General features: G+C 66.4%; 16 protein-coding genes. 12 read left to right on the plus strand and 4 right to left on the minus strand.

Annotated features, from left to right (window positions below):
* Nucleotides 1-56 precede the first annotated feature (56 nt).
* The 6 genes from pgi to NW198_RS06135 all read left to right on the plus strand — a co-directional run bounded on the left by pgi (nt 57) and on the right by NW198_RS06135 (nt 6,276).
* On the plus strand, nt 57-1,751 hold the full coding sequence (gene pgi, locus NW198_RS06110; RefSeq protein ID WP_087313839.1) for a glucose-6-phosphate isomerase: 1,695 nt from the start codon (nt 57-59) through the stop codon (nt 1,749-1,751).
* A 186-nt stretch (nt 1,752-1,937) separates the two neighbouring features.
* Nucleotides 1,938-2,912, plus strand: a complete 975-nt coding sequence (gene metA / locus NW198_RS06115; protein WP_258340419.1) for a homoserine O-succinyltransferase — start codon at nt 1,938-1,940, stop codon at nt 2,910-2,912.
* Between the two features lie 11 nt (nt 2,913-2,923).
* Nucleotides 2,924-3,367: a helix-turn-helix transcriptional regulator gene (locus NW198_RS06120; protein ID WP_087313843.1), complete on the plus strand. Its 444-nt coding sequence runs from the start codon at nt 2,924-2,926 to the stop codon at nt 3,365-3,367.
* Between the two features lie 113 nt (nt 3,368-3,480).
* Nucleotides 3,481-5,124 carry a serine/threonine-protein kinase gene (locus NW198_RS06125; protein ID WP_258340420.1) on the plus strand — a complete coding sequence of 548 codons (1,644 nt, stop codon included), beginning with the start codon at nt 3,481-3,483 and terminating at the stop codon, nt 5,122-5,124.
* A gap of 137 nt (nt 5,125-5,261) precedes the next feature.
* Nucleotides 5,262-5,807, plus strand: a complete 546-nt coding sequence (locus NW198_RS06130; RefSeq protein WP_087313847.1) for a hypothetical protein — start codon at nt 5,262-5,264, stop codon at nt 5,805-5,807.
* Nucleotides 5,808-5,823: 16 nt separating this feature from the next.
* Nucleotides 5,824-6,276 carry a DUF6591 domain-containing protein gene (locus NW198_RS06135; RefSeq protein WP_258340421.1) on the plus strand — a complete coding sequence of 151 codons (453 nt, stop codon included), beginning with the start codon at nt 5,824-5,826 and terminating at the stop codon, nt 6,274-6,276.
* Nucleotides 6,277-6,490: 214 nt separating this feature from the next.
* On the opposite strand, the gene NW198_RS06140 is transcribed toward NW198_RS06135, so the two are convergent.
* The gene (locus NW198_RS06140; protein WP_258340422.1) at nt 6,491-7,657 is read right to left on the minus strand and encodes an SPFH domain-containing protein; all 1,167 of its coding nucleotides are present in this window, start codon (nt 7,655-7,657) and stop codon (nt 6,491-6,493) included.
* 8 nt (nt 7,658-7,665) lie between these two features.
* Nucleotides 7,666-8,253, minus strand: coding sequence for a hypothetical protein (locus NW198_RS06145; RefSeq protein WP_258340423.1), 588 nt, complete (start codon nt 8,251-8,253; stop codon nt 7,666-7,668).
* Between the two features lie 153 nt (nt 8,254-8,406).
* Between NW198_RS06145 and NW198_RS06150 the strand changes: the two genes are divergently transcribed.
* Nucleotides 8,407-9,516 (plus strand): DUF6591 domain-containing protein, encoded by a 1,110-nt coding sequence (locus NW198_RS06150; protein WP_258340424.1) that lies wholly within the window; start codon nt 8,407-8,409, stop codon nt 9,514-9,516.
* A gap of 100 nt (nt 9,517-9,616) precedes the next feature.
* Here the strand turns inward: NW198_RS06150 and NW198_RS06155 are convergent, their stop codons facing one another.
* Complete coding sequence (locus NW198_RS06155; protein ID WP_258340426.1) at nt 9,617-12,196, minus strand: FAD-dependent oxidoreductase; 2,580 nt, start codon at nt 12,194-12,196, stop codon at nt 9,617-9,619.
* 123 nt (nt 12,197-12,319) lie between these two features.
* Nucleotides 12,320-13,072, minus strand: coding sequence for a GntR family transcriptional regulator (locus NW198_RS06160; protein ID WP_258340427.1), 753 nt, complete (start codon nt 13,070-13,072; stop codon nt 12,320-12,322).
* A gap of 125 nt (nt 13,073-13,197) precedes the next feature.
* On the opposite strand from NW198_RS06160, the gene NW198_RS06165 reads away from it, so the two are divergent.
* From NW198_RS06165 to dnaK, 5 genes are all read left to right on the plus strand, one after another.
* Complete coding sequence (locus NW198_RS06165) at nt 13,198-14,019, plus strand: Cof-type HAD-IIB family hydrolase (protein ID WP_258340428.1); 822 nt, start codon at nt 13,198-13,200, stop codon at nt 14,017-14,019.
* Nucleotides 14,020-14,138: 119 nt separating this feature from the next.
* A complete protein-coding gene (locus NW198_RS06170; protein WP_258340429.1) occupies nt 14,139-14,501 on the plus strand; it encodes a NifB/NifX family molybdenum-iron cluster-binding protein in 363 nt (120 codons plus the stop codon).
* Between the two features lie 20 nt (nt 14,502-14,521).
* Nucleotides 14,522-15,241 (plus strand): sirohydrochlorin cobaltochelatase, encoded by a 720-nt coding sequence (locus tag NW198_RS06175; RefSeq protein WP_258340430.1) that lies wholly within the window; start codon nt 14,522-14,524, stop codon nt 15,239-15,241.
* A 167-nt stretch (nt 15,242-15,408) separates the two neighbouring features.
* A complete protein-coding gene (gene yfcE / locus NW198_RS06180; protein WP_258340431.1) occupies nt 15,409-15,957 on the plus strand; it encodes a phosphodiesterase in 549 nt (182 codons plus the stop codon).
* Between the two features lie 159 nt (nt 15,958-16,116).
* Nucleotides 16,117-18,018, plus strand: a complete 1,902-nt coding sequence (gene dnaK / locus NW198_RS06185) for a molecular chaperone DnaK (RefSeq protein ID WP_087313865.1) — start codon at nt 16,117-16,119, stop codon at nt 18,016-18,018.
* Nucleotides 18,019-18,074 lie beyond the last annotated feature (56 nt).

Genomic DNA, 18,074 nt, shown 5'->3' on the forward strand with positions numbered 1-18,074 from the left:
CCCGCCGCCGAGCGGTATCCTAAATCCATCTGTTGCAGTTCGGGGAAGGAGCTTCCATGTCCGACTTCAAGGCACCCATCGACGCCACCGCAACGCCCGAGTGGGCCGCGCTCCAGGCGCACCACGACGAGCTCGTCGCGAGCGGCTTCCACCTCAAGGACGCCTTCGCGGGCGACCCCGAGCGCGTGAGCAAGCTGTCCTTTGACATGGACGACCTGCACTTCGACCTCTCCAAGAACCTCGTGACCGAGAAGACCCTCGGGCTTCTCTGCGACCTCGCCCGCGCCGTGGGCCTCGAGGAGCGCCGCGACGCCATGTACGCCGGCGAGCACATCAACACCACCGAGAACCGCGCCGTCCTGCACACCGCGCTGCGTCGCCCGGCCTCCGAGAAGGGCACCGTCTTCGACGGTGACCAGGACTGCGTCGCCGACGTCCGCGAGGTCCTCGACCGCATGTACGCCTTTGCCGAGCGCGTGCGCTCCGGCGAGTGGAAGGGCGTCACCGGCAAGAAGATCGAGCACGTCATGTCCATTGGCATCGGCGGCTCCGACCTCGGCCCCGTCATGGTCTACGAGGCGCTCAAGCCCATGGCCGACGCCGGCATCGACTGCCGCTACGTCTCCAACATCGACCCCAACGACATGGCCGAGAAGGTCAAGGGCCTCGACCCCGAGACCACGCTCGTGATCGTGGTCTCCAAGACCTTCACCACGCTCGAGACCCTCACCAACGCGCGCGAGGCCAAGGCATGGCTGCTTTCGACCCTCAAGGCCCAGGGCGCCATCGACGGCTCCGCCGAGCAGGACGCCGAGGCCATCAAGAAGCACTTCGTCGCCGTTTCCACCGCCCTTGACCTCGTTGCGGACTTTGGCATCGACCCCGAGAACGCCTTTGGCTTCTGGAGCTGGGTCGGCGGCCGCTACTCCGTCGACTCCGCCGTGGGCCTGTCGCTGATCATCGCCTTTGGCCCCGAGCGCTTCGAGTGCTTCCTCAAGGGCTTCCACGACCTCGACACCTACTTCAAGGAGACCCCGCTCGAGAAGAACGTCGTCGCGCTCATGGGCCTGCTCAACGTCTGGTACGTCAACTTCTACGGCGCCGAGAGCCACGCCGTGCTGCCCTACAACCAGTACCTCCACCGCTTTGCCGCCTACCTCCAGCAGCTCACCATGGAGTCCAACGGCAAGAGCGTGCGCTGGGACGGCAGCCCCGTGACCTCCGCCACCGGCGAGATCTTCTGGGGCGAGCCGGGCACCAACGGCCAGCACGCCTTCTACCAGCTCATCCACCAGGGCACCCGCATGATCCCGGCGGACTTCATCGCCTTCGTGAACACGCCCAATCCCGTCAAGGACGGCGAGCAGGACGTCCACGAGCTGTTCTTGGGCAACTACCTCGCGCAGACCAAGGCCCTCGCCTTTGGCAAGACGGCCGACGAGGTCCGCGCCGAGGGCACGGCCGAGTGGATGGTGCCGGCGCGCGTCTTCGAGGGCAACCGTCCCACCACCTCGATCTTTGGCATCGACCTCACCCCGCACGCGCTCGGCGAGCTCATCGCGCTCTACGAGCACATCACCTTTGTCGAGGGCACGGTCTGGGGCCTGGACTCCTACGACCAGTGGGGCGTCGAGCTGGGCAAGCAGCTCGCCAAGCAGATCACCCCGGCCTTCCACGACGACGATGCCCTCGCCAAGCAGGACGCCTCCACGCAGGCCCTCATCAACTACTACCGCGCTCACCGCAAGTAGCGTGAATTGGATGTGAATTGGGGCCTGTCCCCAATTCACACACAGCTCTGATGTAAGGCCGGCCGCCGGGCTCCCCGCCCGGCGGCCCCTTTGTGCGGCGCGGCGGCAAGGGCCCGGAGCTTGCGCCGCCGCTCTTCTCGTTTGCGCCGTATACTTGACGGGTTGACCCACAGAAACGGAGTCCGCATGCCCATCAACATCCCTGACGGCCTGCCCGCCAAGAAGATCCTGCAGCAGGAGCGCATCTTTGCCCTCGAGGAGGAGGTCGCGAGTCACCAGGAGATCCGTCCCCTGCGCGTGGCGATCTTGAACCTCATGCCCACCAAGATCGAGACCGAGACCCAGATCCTGCGCCTCATCTCCAAGTCCCCGCTGCAGGTGAGCTGCGACTTCATGCGCGTCTCCACCCACGAGGCCACGCACGTCTCACAGGACCATCTCGTCAAGTTCTACGACACGTTCGACGCCTTCCGTGACAAGAACTACGACGGCCTCATCATCACGGGCGCTCCGGTGGAGCACCTCGAGTACGCGGACGTGGACTACTGGGACGAGTTCTGCGAGATCGTGGACTGGAGCCAGGAGCACGTGTTCTCGACGATGTACCTGTGCTGGGCGGCGCTCGGTGGCCTCTGGCACCTCTACGGCATCCCCAAGCGCCAGCTCGGCGCCAAGCTCTTTGGCGTGTTCAAGCAGCGCCTGTGCGACGAGTACAGCTTCCTCACCAACGGCTTTGACGAGGTGCACTACATGCCGCACAGCCGTCACGCCGCGATCGACACGACCGCGCTCGCGGAGCATCCCGAGCTCTGCGTGCTCTCCGAGGGCTTCACGAGCGGGCCGTCCCTTCTCGCCACGCGCGACTTCCACGAGGTCTACGTGACCGGTCACTTTGAGTACGGCCGCGACACGCTGGCCGACGAGTTCTGGCGCGACTTCCACAAGGGCCTGCCCATCCGCGTGCCCGAGAACTACTTCCCGGACGACGATCCCGAGCAGCAGCCGCTGTTCACCTGGCGCGCCCACGCCAACCTGCTCTACCGCAACTGGCTCAACTGGGTCTACCAGATGACTCCGTACGATTTTGACGAGATTCCTGCCGCCATCGCCGACCTGCGCGAGCGCAGCTCCCGCGCCGCCGGTCACGTCGACAAGTTCTAGGCGAGAAGACCATGGCAGAGGAGCATCTGACAGAAGAGCTGCTTGAGCGCCTGCGCGCGTCCGCTCGTCCGGAGGCCTACCTCGACGAGGGCCTCACGATCGACCGCAAACTGTCCGACTACCTGTACGAGCTACGCATCGAGAAAGGCCTCAAGCGCTCCACGATCATCAAGGCCTGCGGTATCAATCAGACCCAGGGCTACGACATCTTTGGCGGCAAGAGCAGGCCCGGACGTGACAAGGCAATCATGCTGTCTCTTGGCATGGGCTGCACCCTACGTGAGACGCAGCGCATCATGCGCCTGGCTGGCGTGTCGGAGCTCTGGGCCAAGGTCCGCCGCGACGCGATCATCATCTGGTGCATAGAGCACGGCATGTCCTGCCAAGAGACCGACGACGAGCTCTTCCGTCTGGGCGAGGGCACCCTCTTCAAAAACACCGGCCCGCTCACCTAGGCCCGTCGGCATTTCAGCTGACAGCTGAGGACTCAGCTACCAACGGAACCTAAGCTCTATGGAGAGAGCCTAAAGTCGAGAAGAGCGGGCAGAGGGTGGACGACGAGCAAATCATGCATGCCATGGATCTTGACGATGCCTATCGCGTGGATCGCGTGCTCGCCCGTGGGACGGGCGGCGTGACCGAGATTGTGACGCTGGGGGAGTCGGGCCCGTTTGTCCGCAAGCGCATACCGTCCAAGCTGGCGCGCCGGGGCGTGTGGGGCACCCTGGCCGAGTGCGACTGCGCGCGCCTGCCCCACGTGATCGCCACCTACGAGATGCCGGACGAGTTCGTGGTGGTGTGCGACTTCGTTCCCGGTGAGAACCTGGAGCAGCTCCTGTCCGCGCGCGGGCGCCTTGCCGAGAAGGATGCCGCGCGCCTGGTGCTCCAGCTCTGCGAGGCTGCCACCGCACTTCACACGCACGGCATTATCCACCGGGACATCTCGCCAACCAACGTGATAGTTGCAGCCGACGGAGCGCACCTCATTGACCTCGGGATCGCCCGCTTCCGGGCTGAGGGCGCGACGCACGACACCACGCAGCTGGGCACGCCCGGCTTTGCCTCTCCCGAGCAGTACGGCTTTGCCCAGACAGATGCCCGCTCGGACGTGTACTCGCTCGGTCGCGTGCTGGGCTACCTGCTCACCGGCACCCAGCCGGGGGTGCCCGACGCAGCGGATTACGAGCGCTCCCTCGAGGACGAGAAGGTCGTCTCGCCGCGGATGCGCGCCATCATCGAGCGCGCCTGTGCGCTCGAGCCGAGCGCGCGGTACCAGAGCGCGGAGGAGCTCGCCGGGGTGCTGGAGGGCAGGGAGCCGCCCGAGTCCGGAGGGGCGGCCGCGAGGCCCGAGGAGCCTCTCGCCCCGAGCTCGCCTGAGGAGCCGCCGCCGCGCCCGGCCGCGTCGGGCGGGAGGCGCGGGCCCTCGTTTGCCCAGGTGATCGTTGGCGCCCTGGCCGTGATCGCGCTTCTCGCAGCGATTGTTCTGATCATGCACGATGCCGGGGTGTTCCGGTCGGGTGCGGCCACCGGCGACCACTCCGCCTCGAGGGCCCAACCGCAGTCGTCCCGGCAAGACCAGGCTCTCGAGCCGGACGACTCTGCGGGAGCCCCCGTTGCCGCCCCGACAACGAGCGAAGAGAGCCCGCTCGAGGTCGTTGAGTCCGGATGGTCGGTGGACGACCAGGGGTTCGTCCATTACGGGATCGCGCTGCGCAACACCGGCGACGCGGTCGTGGAGTACCCGGCCTACACCGTCACGGGTCGCGACGATTCGGGTGCCGTGCTCTTCTCGCAGGAGCAGGTCCTCTCATCCATTGGCGCCGGCGAGACAATCTGGTGGGGCGGCCTTGCGGGCAATCCCGGCCAGCCTCCCGCCACGGTCGAGTTTTCCGCCAACGGCGTCGAGGACTACCAGGTGGGGTCGGGGGCCGAGCGCAGCGCGACGTTCGCCGTCTCGGGAGCGCGGCCCGTCTCGGACGGCCTGGGCGGGACCAACTTCGTGGGAGAGGTGACCTGCGAGCGCGATGACGGATCGGACGTCGGCAGTGACGTGGCGCTCTCGGTGCTGCTGCGCGACGAGGACGGCAGCATCGTCTTTGGTGCCGTCGGCTTTGCCTCGCGCCCCGAGGTTGGGTCGACAACCACCTTCGAGGTGAGCTGTCACACCGTTCCCGACTACGCGAGCTACGAGGTCCACGCGCTGGCGTGGTAGGGCCGCGCGGCGACGCCACGGGTGACCCCCGTTTGCCCCATATGGTGTGCGCTCGCGTAATTCAGCTGCCAACTGAGGAAGTGGCACCCCCTCCTTCTCAAAATGAGCGTTAGCAATAACGTCTGGAAGGAGCGGGAATGAGCGAGGGAACCATGGGGGCGCCCGAGGGACGCTCCGCTGGGTGGATTGTTCCGAGGATTCTTATGGTCGTGGCGGCGCTGGGTTTTCTTGCCGCCTTCTTCCTTCCCTGGGCGTCCGCCAACGCCGAGTTTCGGGAGGCGGTGACGGCGGCACCGGACCTCGTGTTCTACGAGCCGACAGATATGACCGTTTCCGATGCCGTCGACATCTCACTCTTCGAGTATGCGCAGGTATACGGGTCCATGGGTTCCGGATGGCAAGTCTATATGGCAATCATGTACGCCGTGCTGGGGGCGTCTGCGCTGACGCTGCTGCTTGCCGCCTTCGGCAAGCCGATCGGGGCGGCGGTCGTAGGTGCGCTCGCGTTTGCGGGCTCGCGCCTGCTCGTGTGGGACTTTGGGGACAGGGGAGTCCTTCCCAGCAGCACTCACGATTGGGGCATGGCGGCAACGGTCTACATCCCCGCGTTCGTGGTGCTTCTTGTTGCGGCGGTGTGGCTGTTCGTTCTCAAGCGTCGGGCAAAGGCCGGCGCAAACGTATAGAGACGGGAGGCTCACGATGAGGAAGCTTGTGGGGATGGCGTGCGCGGCGGTCATGGCGCTGACGCTCGCGGCCTGCGGCGGCGGTTCGGCTGACGTGCCGGAGACGGCCCAGCCGGAGGAGCAGCAGGAACAGCAGGTGCCACCTGAGGAAGCAACGACAGCAGAGGAGGAGCGGCCCGCCCCCGAGGCCGAAAGCGAGGCACCGGCCTCCTCCGCAGACTTCAGGGCAACGATGGACTCCTACGAGTCATTCATGAACGATTACTGCGACTTCATGGAGACGTACTCCAGCGACTCGGCGAACGCGGTGTCAATGTTCGCGGACTACACGACCATGATGGCGAAGTACGCCGACATGTCGGAGCAGATCGATGCCATCGATACGGAATCTCTCTCTGCCGACGACCTGGCCTATTACACCGAGGTCATGGGGCGCGTGTCCCAGCGGCTTGCGGAAGTTGGCCAATAGGCTCGCGAGAAGAACGGGCGAGACCGGGCGGGGTGGCTCCAAATCCGGGGTCGCCCCGCTTCTTTGATGGTCGGCATCTGCGACCGGCGGTCATCTCGCACGTGAGTTAGTATGCGCTTCGCGGGGAGAACCTGGTGTCATCCCAGATGAGCGTCAAAAGACTCAGGCAGAATGCGCGTTTTCCGACGGCTCCGAAACCTATGCGCCACTGGTCCTAGAGTCCCAGCACCTCGCGCTTCTTGGCGTCGAACTCCTCCTGCGAGAGGATGCCAGCGTCGAGCAGGTCCTTGAGCTTCTTGAGTGCCTCGATCTGATCGTCAAGCGACGGCGTGGCGGCGCGCTCGGACGGTGCCGGGGTTGCCGTTGGCCGCGGCGCGGCGGAGGCGTCCATCGGGCTGAGCGACTGCGCGAGGTTCATGCCAAAGAGCATCCCGCCCCCGTCCCCGAGGCCGTTGTCGCGCACTCCCTGGGCAATCATCTGCTGTGCGGCAACGTTGGCGGCACGCTGCGAGACGTCCTCGTATGCGCGAACGCCCATCTTCTTCTCAGAGAACTGGCGCACGAGCTCGCGCGACTGCTCGGAGAACTCGATGTTCTCAATGGCAACGGCCACGAGCTTGAGGCCAAAACGCTCGGGCCAGGTGCCAGCGTTCTCGTCTTCCGCCGCAATGGAAGCTGCGATCTCGTTGGTTTGCGACGGCAGCTGCGATACGCGGTAGTCAACGGAGAGCGAGTTCACGGCGGCGATGTAGGAGTTGAGGAACTCGGAGAGCAGCTGTCCTCTCGCCCTGGGGTCATCGAGCGTGTAGGACGTCACGTTGGCGGGAACGAAGTTTCGAACAAAGCGCTCGGCATCACACACGGCGACGGTGAAGCTGCCGTAGGAATAGATTTCGAGGTCGGTGCCATAGAAAAGGTCGTTGTAGGCCAGCGGGCCCCGGGTGCCAAACTTGAGGCCCCGAATCTCGCGCAGGTTGACAAACGCCACGCGCTTCTCGTTCTGGGACATTCCGGAGAAGCCGATGCGGTCCGCCGCCTGCCCAAGAAGAATCTTGCCCAGGCCCTTCTCGCGTCGGTCCCGCTCGTCAAAGACGCTCGCCTCGCCGTCTCGGTACTCAAATCCGCCTGGAGTGGTTATGACCTGCTCGATTCCCGCCTGGCTGAACACAAATGCCGCGGTGTTCTCGGGGACGAAGATTATCGAGCCGTTGGAGAGGATGTCCTCGGCGCCAAAGTTTCCGCCACGCCCGTTTTGGGCGTTCTTGCGGATGCCGGGGGAGACGATGGTGTGCTCGTCAAAGGGCGCTGCGGTGACGATGTCTTTCCATTGGTCTGCGAGGACTCCGCCGATGGAGTCAAACGCCGCGTCAAGAATACCCATGGCTGCTCCTAGATGGTCTGCTTCGTGTCACAGTACGGGCAGATGACGGTGCTCCCGGCACGCCCCGTGATGGGAGCGTGGCACCCCATGCACCTCTTGGTTACGGATGACGGGCGCTGGCTCGCACCGTTCTTGTCGGCAGGCTTCTTGCCCCCACCGAATATGGCACCGAAGGCGCCCTTGGCCCCGTCGACAAAGTCGGCGATTTCCGGTGGGAGAGTATCCTCGGGCTGAATGCTGGAGAGATTCCCCACGGCCGCGTTTCTGATTGCCTCCGCCCATCGCTCGGCGGAGCGCTTCGTGTTTGAGGGGAAGGTTACGGAGATGGTCTCGTCGGGGTAGACCACCTGGAGATAGTAGCTCTCGCGATATTTGGTTACGAGGGCCTGGGGCTCCTCCTGCGAGCCGCGAATCCTGCTGAGAGGGCAGCGCTTCACGAACTTTGAGCGCCTAAGGAGCCCCTGGGACATCGTTGTGACAAGAACGAGGTTTTGGTTGGTGAGCACGAGATCGTCAAGGGTGGTGTCGTCATCGAGCTTGGCCGACGCCTCCTGCATGATGACGAACTCGCCGGGCTCGAGGTTGTAGTCGTCCACGCTTCTTCCTCTCAATACCGAATGAGGCACTCTTCATGGTAGGAAGCAGGAGCTGCGGTTTCCTCAGTTGACAGCTGAGGAAACCAGGAGGGCTCGCTCTCACAATGTGACTGACTTGGTTTGCTTTCAGGCACAGCGTCAAGGGAGGCACGCATGAAGTGGGAGCCGGCGGGAAAGAATGCGCCCGGAGGAAAGAGGGGCAAGAAGAACAGGCTTCTGATTGCTGTTGCCGTGATCGCCGTCATTGCAATCATTGGCCGCATAGCGAGCTGCGGCGGTGGCGGTGGAGGCGGCAATGCGACCGAGAAGCTCGAGTGGCCAACGACTGGCCTGGCAACCGTGCTGCCCAAGCCGAACTCTGACAAGGGTGAGGTCGTCATCGACAACGACGATATGTTTGATGCCAACATTGATGGCTGGGCAAAGTCTGACTACGACGCATATGTCGAGCAATGCAAGGAGCGCGGATTCACGATCGAGGCATCGGACGGCGGAAGCACGTACGAAGCGTTCCTCGACGACGGTCATCACCTGAGGCTCATGTTCTATGACGGCATGGAACAAATGGATATTACGCTCGAGGCACCCATTGAGCTGGGTACCATCACATGGCCCACGGCTGGGGCGGCCGCCCTCGTACCCGCGCCCACCTCGACGACGGGCAAAATCAACTCCGACAGTTCGACGCACTTCTCTGCGAGCGTGGGCGAGACGGGACCCGAGGCGTATTCCTCATATGTCGAGGCGTGCATTGCCGCGGGGTTCAACGTTGACTACAACCGCGGCGACGATAGCTTTACTGCAGATAACGCCGCCGGCGCTCATGTGAGCGTCAGGTACGAGGGGTTTAGCGTCATGAGCGTGTCCGTCGACGCGCCCGAGGCTTCTGCCGAGCAGGCGGAGCAGCCCGTCGAGACGCCGGCGGAGCCCGAGGCGCTCGCCCCTACGGATGGGGCCCCTGCGGCACCGTCCGAGACCACCGCGGAGACTACGGGAACCACCTCTGACTTCCGGGCCATGGTGGATGAGTACGAGGCATTCATGAACTCCTACTGCGACTTTATGGAGACGTACAGCAGTGACTCCGGAAACGTCGTGAGCATGGCAATCGACTATGCCAGCATGATGGCTCAGTACGGAGACTGGGCAACGAAGATAGACGCCGTTGACGAGAGCGCGCTCAGCGCCGAGGACAACCAGTACTTCATTGATGCCCAGACCAGAATCAACCAGCGTCTGTGGAGCATCGGCCTAAGCGAGTAGCGCGCGACGAGAGGAGCGTCGAGCGGGCCCGGGCGCCTTTGACGTGCGCCCGGGCCCGTCGCTCGGTCAGCCGTGGAAAAGTGACTGTCACTTTTCCACGCTAGCAGGTGGCGCCGCCGGTGACGTCCTTGGCCAGGATGGTCTCCTTGTCGATCGGGGCCGTCAGCAGCTTCTCCTGCACGTAGTCAAAGCCGAGGCGCGCCACGGTGTCGGCAAAGCGCTCGCCGCTCACGCCCTCGTCGCGGAAGAAGAGGATGGCGCGCTCCACGACGTCCATGACCTCCTCCTCGCTGGTGAAGATCTTGTCCAGCGGGATGCCGTGGGCCGTCTTCTTGCCCCAGCGCCCGCCGATGTAGACCTTGTAGCCCGCGAGGCCCTCGGTCACGGCGCCAAACGGGCACGCGCCCACGCAGCGGCCGCAGTGGTTGCACGCGGAGCCGTCGATGGTGATCTTGCCGTCCGGCCCGATCTGCGCGTCGCCCATGGGGCACGCCTTCACGACCTGGCAGACCTTGCACGCGCGGCACTTCTCAAGGTCGATCTGCGGCACGCGCTGGCCAACGATACCCAGGTCGTTGAGGTCGGGCTTGACGCACATGTTGGGGCAGCCGCCCACGGCGATCTTGAACTTGTGCGGCAGCTCCACGCCGTGGTAGCCCACGTAGAAGCGCTCGTGCAGCTTCTCGGAGAGGTCGAAGGTGTCGATGAGGCCGTACTGGCAGGTGGTGCCCTTGCAGCTCACCACCGGGCGCACTTTGGAGCCGGTGCCGCCGGCGTCCAGCCCCGCGTCCTGCAGAAACGCGATGCACTCGTCGATCTTCTCGTACTTCACGCCCTGGATCTCCAGCGTGAGGCGCGTGGTCATGGTGACCTCGCCAGAGCCAAAGCGCTCGGCGGCCTCGGCCACGGTGCGCTGCTCGTCCACCGTAATCTTGCCGTTGCGCGTGATCACGCGAATGTTGAAGACGTCGTCGTAGCGCTTGTCCTGGAGGCACCCCAGGCCCTTGAGGCGCTTGATCTCCGCCGCGGGGAGCTTGGCGCCGGCCGGACGCGGCACGCGCACCTCGTTGAACGTGATGCCGCCCTCGAGCACGCGCGTGTTGGTGTAGCCTGCGGCCTTGAGGCGGTTCTGCGTGAAGTAGCCGCGCTTGCCCTTGGCGCACACGAGCAGGAGCTTCTCGTCCTTGGCGTGCCCGGGCAGGCCGTCCGGCCCGATCTTGGTGAGGTCGACCCACTCCGCGCCGGGGACGGTGGGCGCAGGCAGCACGTCGATGACCTGGTAGTCCGCGGCGGCACCGGCGGCGTACTCGGCCGGCGTGAAGCTCTCGAGCTCGCCCGCGAGCTTGTTCTCCAGGATGTAGGCGGTCGTGACCAGCGGGTGGATGGCGGTCGAGAAGGGCGGTGCGTAGGAGAGGTCCATGAGGTCGAGGTCCTCGACGGCGAGCTTCTGGTAGAGCGCCGTCACCATCACGTCCACGACCTTGTCCACCGCGCCGGCGCCGAGCACCTGCACGCCGAGCAGACGGTGCGACGCGCGGTCGGCGATGAGCTTGATGGAAAAGCTCGAGGAGCCGGGGTAGTAGTGGGCCTTGTCGTCCACCACCGAGACCACGCTCACCGGGTCAAAGCCCGCTTCGCGCGCGGATGCCTCGGTGAGGCCGGTGCGGCCACCGTTGAGCGATGGCAGCAGCCGCACCACGCCGGTGCCGAGCGTGCCGGGGTAGGGGGTCGGCGTGCCCGTGAGCGTGCGGGCGATCGCGCGGCCGCAGATGTTGGCCGTCGAGCCCATGGCGCTCCAGAACGGCTCGCCGGTGATCGCGTTTCTGACCTCCGCGCAGTCACCGGCGGCGTAGACGTCCGGCAGGTTGGTGGCGCCGAACTCGTCCACGAGCACGCAGCCCTTGAGCGTCTCCACGCCGGAGCCCTCGAGCCAGCCGGTGTTGGGCCGGATGCCAATGGAGAGGACCACGAGGTCGGCCGGCAGCACGCCCGCGCCGGTCTCCACTCCCTCGGCCTTGCCGTCGCCAACGATGCCCTTGAGCGGGCACGACGTCATCACGCGCACGCCGGCGGCCTTGAGCTGGCGCTGGGCGAAGCCGGCCATCTCGGGGTCGAAGACGTTGGGCAGGATCTGCGGCATCGCGTCGATCACGGTGACGGAGAGGCCACGCGCGAGCAGGTTCTCGGCCACCTCCAGGCCGATGAAGCCGGCACCCACCACCACGGCGCGGCGCGCCCCGGCGTCGGCGTAGGCGCGGATGGCCTCCGCGTCGTCCGGCGTGCGCACGGTGAAGACGCCGGGCAGGTCGGTCCCGGGCAGGCCGGCGGGCACAAACGGCGAGGCGCCGGTGGCTATGACCAGCTTGTCGTACCTCTCGTCATGCTCCGAGCCGTCCTTCTCGCGTATCGTGACCTCATGGGCGGCGGCATCGAGCGCCACTGCCTCGACGCCCGTGCGCACCTCGACGCCGGTGAGGCCCGTGTAGGCGGCCGGCGTGTTGACGATGAGCTCTTCGCGGGTCTTGATGTCGCCGCCAATGTAATAGGGCAGGCCACAGCCGGCGTAGCTGATGTCCTCGCTCTTGGTGACAACCACGACCTCAGCTGAGCGGTCGCAGCGCTTGAGCTTGGCCGCGACCTTGGTTCCAGCGGCCACGCCGCCGACGATCAGGTATCTCATGGCACTCCTCTCCGTTGGCGCCAACGTGCGCTTTGTCTCATGGTAGGGCCCGCACCCGCCGCCTCCTGCGGGATTTGCGACAGCGGCGGGGTATTCGTCGCAGAAGGGGCGCCGGGCTCGGAGCTACGACGTGCCCGTCGAGACCTCGTAGCTGTTGCGGTCCCCGGGGGCCACCGTGACGGCGGTCTCGAAGGGCCGGTCGTGCGGGTCGTAGGTCGTGCGCGTGATGAGAAACGCGGGCGAGCCGGTCTCCACGTCGAACGTCTCCGCCTCCGCGTCCGTGAGCCCCACGGCCTCGAAGCGCTCGTCCGCGCGGGCGGGAAGGAGCCCGGAGCGTGCCGCGAGCAGGGCGTAGAGCGAGCCGGTGAGGTCCTCCTGGGCGAGGTCGGGGCAGAGCGAGCACGGGACGTGGGACGTGTCCATGGTCATGGGGCGCCCGTCCGCGAGTCGCACGCGGCAGATGCGGTACACCGGATCGCCCTCCTCGAGGCGCAGACGCCTCGCGACGCCCCCCGTCGCGCGCTCCCTGGTGAGGCTGAGCACGCGCGAGGAGGACGTGCGCCCCGCGCTGGCCATGCGTTGCGAGAAGTTGAGGAAGGGCCCGGAGTGGCTGGCCTTCTCCCCGGCGACGAAGGTGCCCTGGCCGCGCCGCCGGACCACGCGCCCCTCCTCCACGAGGTCCGCGAAGCAGCGCCGCACGGTGGCGCGCGAGAGGCCAAAGGCCTTGCAGAGCTCCATCTCGGTGGGGAGCGGGGTCTCCCCGTCTAGCGCCCCGGATGCTATGAGCTGGAGCAGGCGTTGCTCGAGCTGCTGGTAGAGAGGGGTCTCCGCCTCTTGGTTAAGCGGCTCGGCGGCTATGAGCAGGAGAGGGTCCACGGGTGCCTCCTCGGGCTTGCGCCCGTCTTCCGGGGTGCTATGATGGTCCTAATGTACGGTACATACCGTACATTAGGACATTGACCTTCGGGACAAGTATAGGGCACGCGTCACGGGAGAGATAAATGGACGAGAGGAACCCAGCACCTCGCACCGCCGTCTTCAGCGACATAGACGGAACGCTGCTGAACTCGGAGCATCGGATCACGCCGCGGACGCGGCGCGCGATCGCGGAGGTGCAGGAGGCGGGCGTGCCCTTCGTCATCGTGACGGCGCGCGGGATGACCGGCACCTACCCCCTTCTCGAGGGGCAGGGGATCTCATGCACCGTCGTCACCCAGAGCGGCGGCGTCATCCTCGACGAGAGCCGACGCGTCATTCACCATCACGGCTTCTCGCGCGCCCGGGCCCAGGAGATCGTGGACTTCGTCGAGGCGGAGCGCCTCCCCGCGACCTGGAGCGCGTACTCCTTCGAGGACTGGGTCGCCCCCGACCGAAGCGACCCGCGCCTGGTGACCGAGGAGCGAATCGTGATGGCACGGGCGCGCGAGGGGTCGGTCTCCTCGATCGAGCGCGACGAGGTGCAGAAGATTCTCTGCCTCTGCGCACGCGGTCGCACCCCCGAGGTGGAGCTTCGGCTGCGCGAGCGCTTTCCCGACCTGTCCATCGCCGTGTCGTCAGACACGCTGATCGAGGTCATGCCGGCGGGCACGAGCAAGGCCGCCGCGGTCCGCACGCTCTGCGACCTCTGGGGCCTCGACCCCGTCGACGCCATCGCCTTCGGAGACCACTACAACGACCTCCCCATGCTCGAGGCGGTGGGTCGCGGCTACCTCATGGGCAACGCGCCGGCCGAGCTTCGCGCCCGCGCCGCGCTGCTCGCGCCCGACAACGACCATGACGGCGTCGCCCGGGTCCTCGAGGAGCTCGGTCTCGTCGGGGCGTGAGTCCGGGAGTCGCCGCGCGCGGCCCCGGGGCAGCGCGCGGCGTTCCCGTGGATTTGTGGGAGAATGGCCGCGTAAAGCACACGGGCCGCGGGCGCGGCCCGCAACGAGAGGAGAGTCCCATGAAGGTTGCCATCCCCACCCTTGGCAAGGGCGGTCTTGACTGCGAGCGCTCCGGCCACTTTGGCCACTGCGACTGCTTCACCGTGGTCGACGTCGAGGACGGCAAGGTCGGCACCGTGAGCGTCATCGACAACCCGCCCCACGAGGAGGGCGGCTGCATGCGCCCCGTGGCCCTTCTCGCCCAGAACGGCATCGACGCCATCGTTGCCGCCGGCATGGGAATGCGACCCATGATGGGCTTCGCGCAGGCGGGCATCACCGTCTTCTTTGAGAACCAGACGCCTGGCGTGGGCGACGTCGCTCAGATGGCCGCCGCCGGCACCCTTCCCGTCATGGGCGAGGAGCACGCCTGTCACCACTAGTTGACAGGGGGACAGTCCCTTTGTCACGTTATGCGCTTGTCATAGCTGGGTGCCTTTCCGGGGAGCGCGGGGACGCGGGCGTCGCGGCGCTGGTGGACGAGCTGGCTGCGGCGGCCGGTGCCGACGTTGTCCTGCGCGCCCGTACGGGCGGGCGACCCGTGGGCGCCTCGCTGCCCGAGGTGCTGGTGGATCTGCGCGAGCGCGGCGTGCGGCGTGCACTCGTGGCCGTCACGCACGTGGCCGACGGCCGCCTGCAGCGCGAGGCTGCGGGCGCGGCGCGCGCCGCGGCCCCCGGCTTCGACGAGCTCCGGCTTGCCTCGCCCCTTCTGGCGAGTGGCGAGGACCTGGCCGCCGTTGCTCGCGCGCTGGACGAGGCGCTGCCCGCGGAGCCCGGGCGCGTCGTGGCGCTGGCGGGCCACCGCGGCGCCGAGTGCGAGGTCGCCCTCGCCCGGCTGGAGGCCGCGCTGCGCGCCCGCGGCCGGGGCGACGTGCTGGTGGACGCGCCCGACCGTCTGGCGGCGCGCCTGCGGGAGCGCTCCGGGCGGCGGGTCCTTCTCGCCCCCCTCCTCATGGCCCTCGGCCATCACGCCCGTCATGACGTGCTGGTGGACCTGCGCGCAAGGCTGGAGGGTGCCGGCCTTGACGTCGCCATCTGGCCGCATTCCCTCGCGGAGCTGCCCGCCGTCCGAGGGCTCGCGATCGCGCACGCGCTCGCCGCGGAGCGGATTATGGTGGGATAGAATGGGCGCGGCCGGTGCGTCTCGCCGCGCCCCCGAAAATTAACGGACACGAGCGGGGCTTCTCGGCAACCTGTCATCAAAGCCAACTGGGAGAACGCTGTTACCCCCAGAGCTTCGTGTCCGTTAATTTTCCGACCCTCCGGAAGACCGCGTCGAAAGGACCGCCCATGAAGCTCGTCATCGCCTCAGATATCCACGGCGCCGCTGACGCCTGCGCCCGGCTCATGTCCGCCATCGAGGCGGAGTCTCCCGATCGCGTGGTCCTTCTGGGCGACCTGCTCTATCACGGACCGCGCAACGACCTCCCCGCGGACTATGCGCCAAAGCGCGTGATAGAGATGCTCAACTCCATCGCTGACCGCGTGATCGCCGTGCGAGGCAACTGCGAGGCCGAGGTCGACCAGATGGTCCTCAACTTCCCCTGCATGGCCGACCACAACATCCTGGTTGACCCCACCGCAGACGGCGACCCGTACACGCTCTTCCTCACGCACGGCCATGTCTACGGCCCCGGGTATCACAACAGCGTGGACGCATGGCCCACGCTTCACGAGCGCTCGGCCCTGGTTTATGGCCACACGCACATCAAGGTGAGCGAGAAGAACGAGGAGCGCGGGGCATGGGTCTTCAACCCCGGCTCGGTGGGCATTCCCAAGGACGGCTCGGCCAGCTACGGCGTCTACGAGAACGGGCGCTTTGAGCACCGTCTGCTGTAGGCGTCTCTGCCTCAACTCCACATGACAAAAAATCTCATATGTGGAGACTTAGATAATGTATAGAATCGAAGCGCATGGGGGATAAACTCCACCGTACAGAAAAGGAATCACGCGAAGGGCCGGCGCACGCCGTCCCGCGCACAACAAAGGAGAGCAACCATGGGCAAGATTCTTGGTATCGACCTGGGCACCACCAACTCCGCGATGGCGGTCCTCGAGGGCGGCGAGCCCACGATCATCGTCAACGCCGAGGGCGACCGCACCACCCCGTCCGTCGTCGGCTTCCGCGCCGACGGCGACCGCATCGTCGGCAAGGCGGCCAAGAACCAGGCCGTCACCAACCCCACCAACACGGTCTTCTCTATCAAGCGCTTCATGGGCCGTCGCTACGACGAGGTAGGCTCCGAGCTCAAGACCGTCCCGTACAAGGTCAAGTCCGGCACCGGTTCCCGCGCCGTCGTGGAGATCGAGGGCGAGGACTTCACCCCGGAGCAGATCAGCGCCATGATTCTCTCCAAGATGAAGGCCGACGCCGAGAAGTACCTCGGCGAGCCCGTCACCGACGCCGTCATCACCGTCCCGGCCTACTTCAACGACGCCCAGCGCCAGGCCACCAAGGACGCCGGCAAGATCGCCGGCCTCAACGTCCAGCGTATCGTCAACGAGCCCACCGCGGCCGCGCTGGCCTACGGCCTCGACAAGAAGGGCATCGACCAGAAGGTCCTGGTCTTCGACCTGGGCGGCGGCACCTTCGACGTGTCCCTGCTCGACCTCGCCGACGGCGTCGTGGAGGTCCTCGCCACCAACGGCGACAACCACCTCGGCGGTGACGACTGGGACCAGCGCGTCATCGACTGGCTGGCCGACAAGTTCCAGGCAGACAACGGCATCGACCTGCGCAAGGACCCGATGGCCCTGCAGCGTCTGAAGGAGGCCGCGGAGAACGCCAAGAAGGAGCTCTCCTCCGCCCAGCAGGCCCAGATCAACCTGCCCTTCATCACCGCTGACGCCACCGGCCCCAAGCACCTCGACTACACGCTGACCCGTGCCGAGTTCGAGCGCATCACCCGCGACCTTCTCGACCGCTGCAAGGGCCCCGTCACCAAGGCGCTTCACGACGCCAACCTGCAGCTCTCCGAGGTCAACGAGGTCATCCTCGTCGGCGGCTCCAGCCGCATGCCCGCTGTTCAGGAGCTCGTCAAGCAGATGACCGGCAAGCAGCCCAACATGTCCGTGAACCCGGACGAGGTCGTGGCCGACGGCGCCGCCGTCCAGGGCGGCGTCCTCACCGGTGACGTCTCGGGCATCCTGCTGCTCGACGTCACCCCGCTGTCGCTGGGCGTCGAGACCATGGGCGGCGTTATGACCAAGATGATCGACCGCAACACCACGATCCCCACGTCCAAGACTGAGATCTACTCCACGGCGGCCGACAACCAGACCTCCGTCGAGATCAACGTCCTGCAGGGCGAGCGCGAGATGGCCGCGGACAACAAGTCCCTCGGCAAGTTCAACCTCACCGGCATCCCGGCCGCCCGCCGCGGCGTGCCGCAGATCGAGGTCACCTTCGACATCGACGCCAACGGCATCGTGAAGGTCACCGCCAAGGACAAGGCCACCGGCAAGAGCCAGCAGATCACCATCTCCGGCTCCACTGCGCTCTCCGACGACGAGGTCGATCGCATGGTCAAGGACGCCGAGGCCCACGCCGAGGAGGACAAGAAGCACAAGGACGAGATCGAGATCCGCAACCAGGTCGACAGCCTCGCCTACTCCACCGAGCAGACCCTCAAGGACCTGGGCGACAAGGTCCCGGCCGACCAGAAGAAGGCCGCCGAGGACGCCGTGGCCGAGGCCAAGAAGGCCCTCGACGGAACCGACGTCGACGCCATCCGCGCCGCGGGCGACAAGCTCCAGGAGGTGGGCCACAAGCTCGCCGAGGTCGTCTACTCCGCCACGCAGGACCAGGCCGCTCAGGGCGGCGCCAGCGCGCAGGGCGGCTCCGCGGACGACGTGGTGGACGCCGACTACGAGGTCGTTGACGACGACAAGAACAACTAGCTCGGGGCCGGCGCAACGTACTTGAGATCGGGGGCGGCCGCGGCTTCGCGACCGCC

Source organism: Thermophilibacter sp. ET337, assembly GCF_024733715.1.
In the GTDB taxonomy this organism is placed as follows: domain Bacteria; phylum Actinomycetota; class Coriobacteriia; order Coriobacteriales; family Atopobiaceae; genus Thermophilibacter.

Excerpts from the sequence above, each read along its gene's own strand:
- NW198_RS06155 (WP_258340426.1), bottom strand. The coding sequence starts at position 12,196 with ATGAGATACCTGATCGTCGGCGGCGTGGCCGCTGGAACCAAGGTCGCG.
- NW198_RS06120 (WP_087313843.1), top strand. The coding sequence starts at position 2,924 with ATGGCAGAGGAGCATCTGACAGAAGAGCTGCTTGAGCGCCTGCGCGCG.
- yfcE (WP_258340431.1), top strand. The coding sequence starts at position 15,409 with ATGAAGCTCGTCATCGCCTCAGATATCCACGGCGCCGCTGACGCCTGC.
- NW198_RS06150 (WP_258340424.1), top strand. The coding sequence starts at position 8,407 with ATGAAGTGGGAGCCGGCGGGAAAGAATGCGCCCGGAGGAAAGAGGGGC.
- dnaK (WP_087313865.1), top strand. The coding sequence starts at position 16,117 with ATGGGCAAGATTCTTGGTATCGACCTGGGCACCACCAACTCCGCGATG.
- NW198_RS06125 (WP_258340420.1), top strand. The coding sequence starts at position 3,481 with ATGCATGCCATGGATCTTGACGATGCCTATCGCGTGGATCGCGTGCTC.
- NW198_RS06130 (WP_087313847.1), top strand. The coding sequence starts at position 5,262 with ATGAGCGAGGGAACCATGGGGGCGCCCGAGGGACGCTCCGCTGGGTGG.
- metA (WP_258340419.1), top strand. The coding sequence starts at position 1,938 with ATGCCCATCAACATCCCTGACGGCCTGCCCGCCAAGAAGATCCTGCAG.
- NW198_RS06135 (WP_258340421.1), top strand. The coding sequence starts at position 5,824 with ATGAGGAAGCTTGTGGGGATGGCGTGCGCGGCGGTCATGGCGCTGACG.
- NW198_RS06170 (WP_258340429.1), top strand. The coding sequence starts at position 14,139 with ATGAAGGTTGCCATCCCCACCCTTGGCAAGGGCGGTCTTGACTGCGAG.
- NW198_RS06140 (WP_258340422.1), bottom strand. The coding sequence starts at position 7,657 with ATGGGTATTCTTGACGCGGCGTTTGACTCCATCGGCGGAGTCCTCGCA.
- pgi (WP_087313839.1), top strand. The coding sequence starts at position 57 with ATGTCCGACTTCAAGGCACCCATCGACGCCACCGCAACGCCCGAGTGG.
- NW198_RS06165 (WP_258340428.1), top strand. The coding sequence starts at position 13,198 with ATGGACGAGAGGAACCCAGCACCTCGCACCGCCGTCTTCAGCGACATA.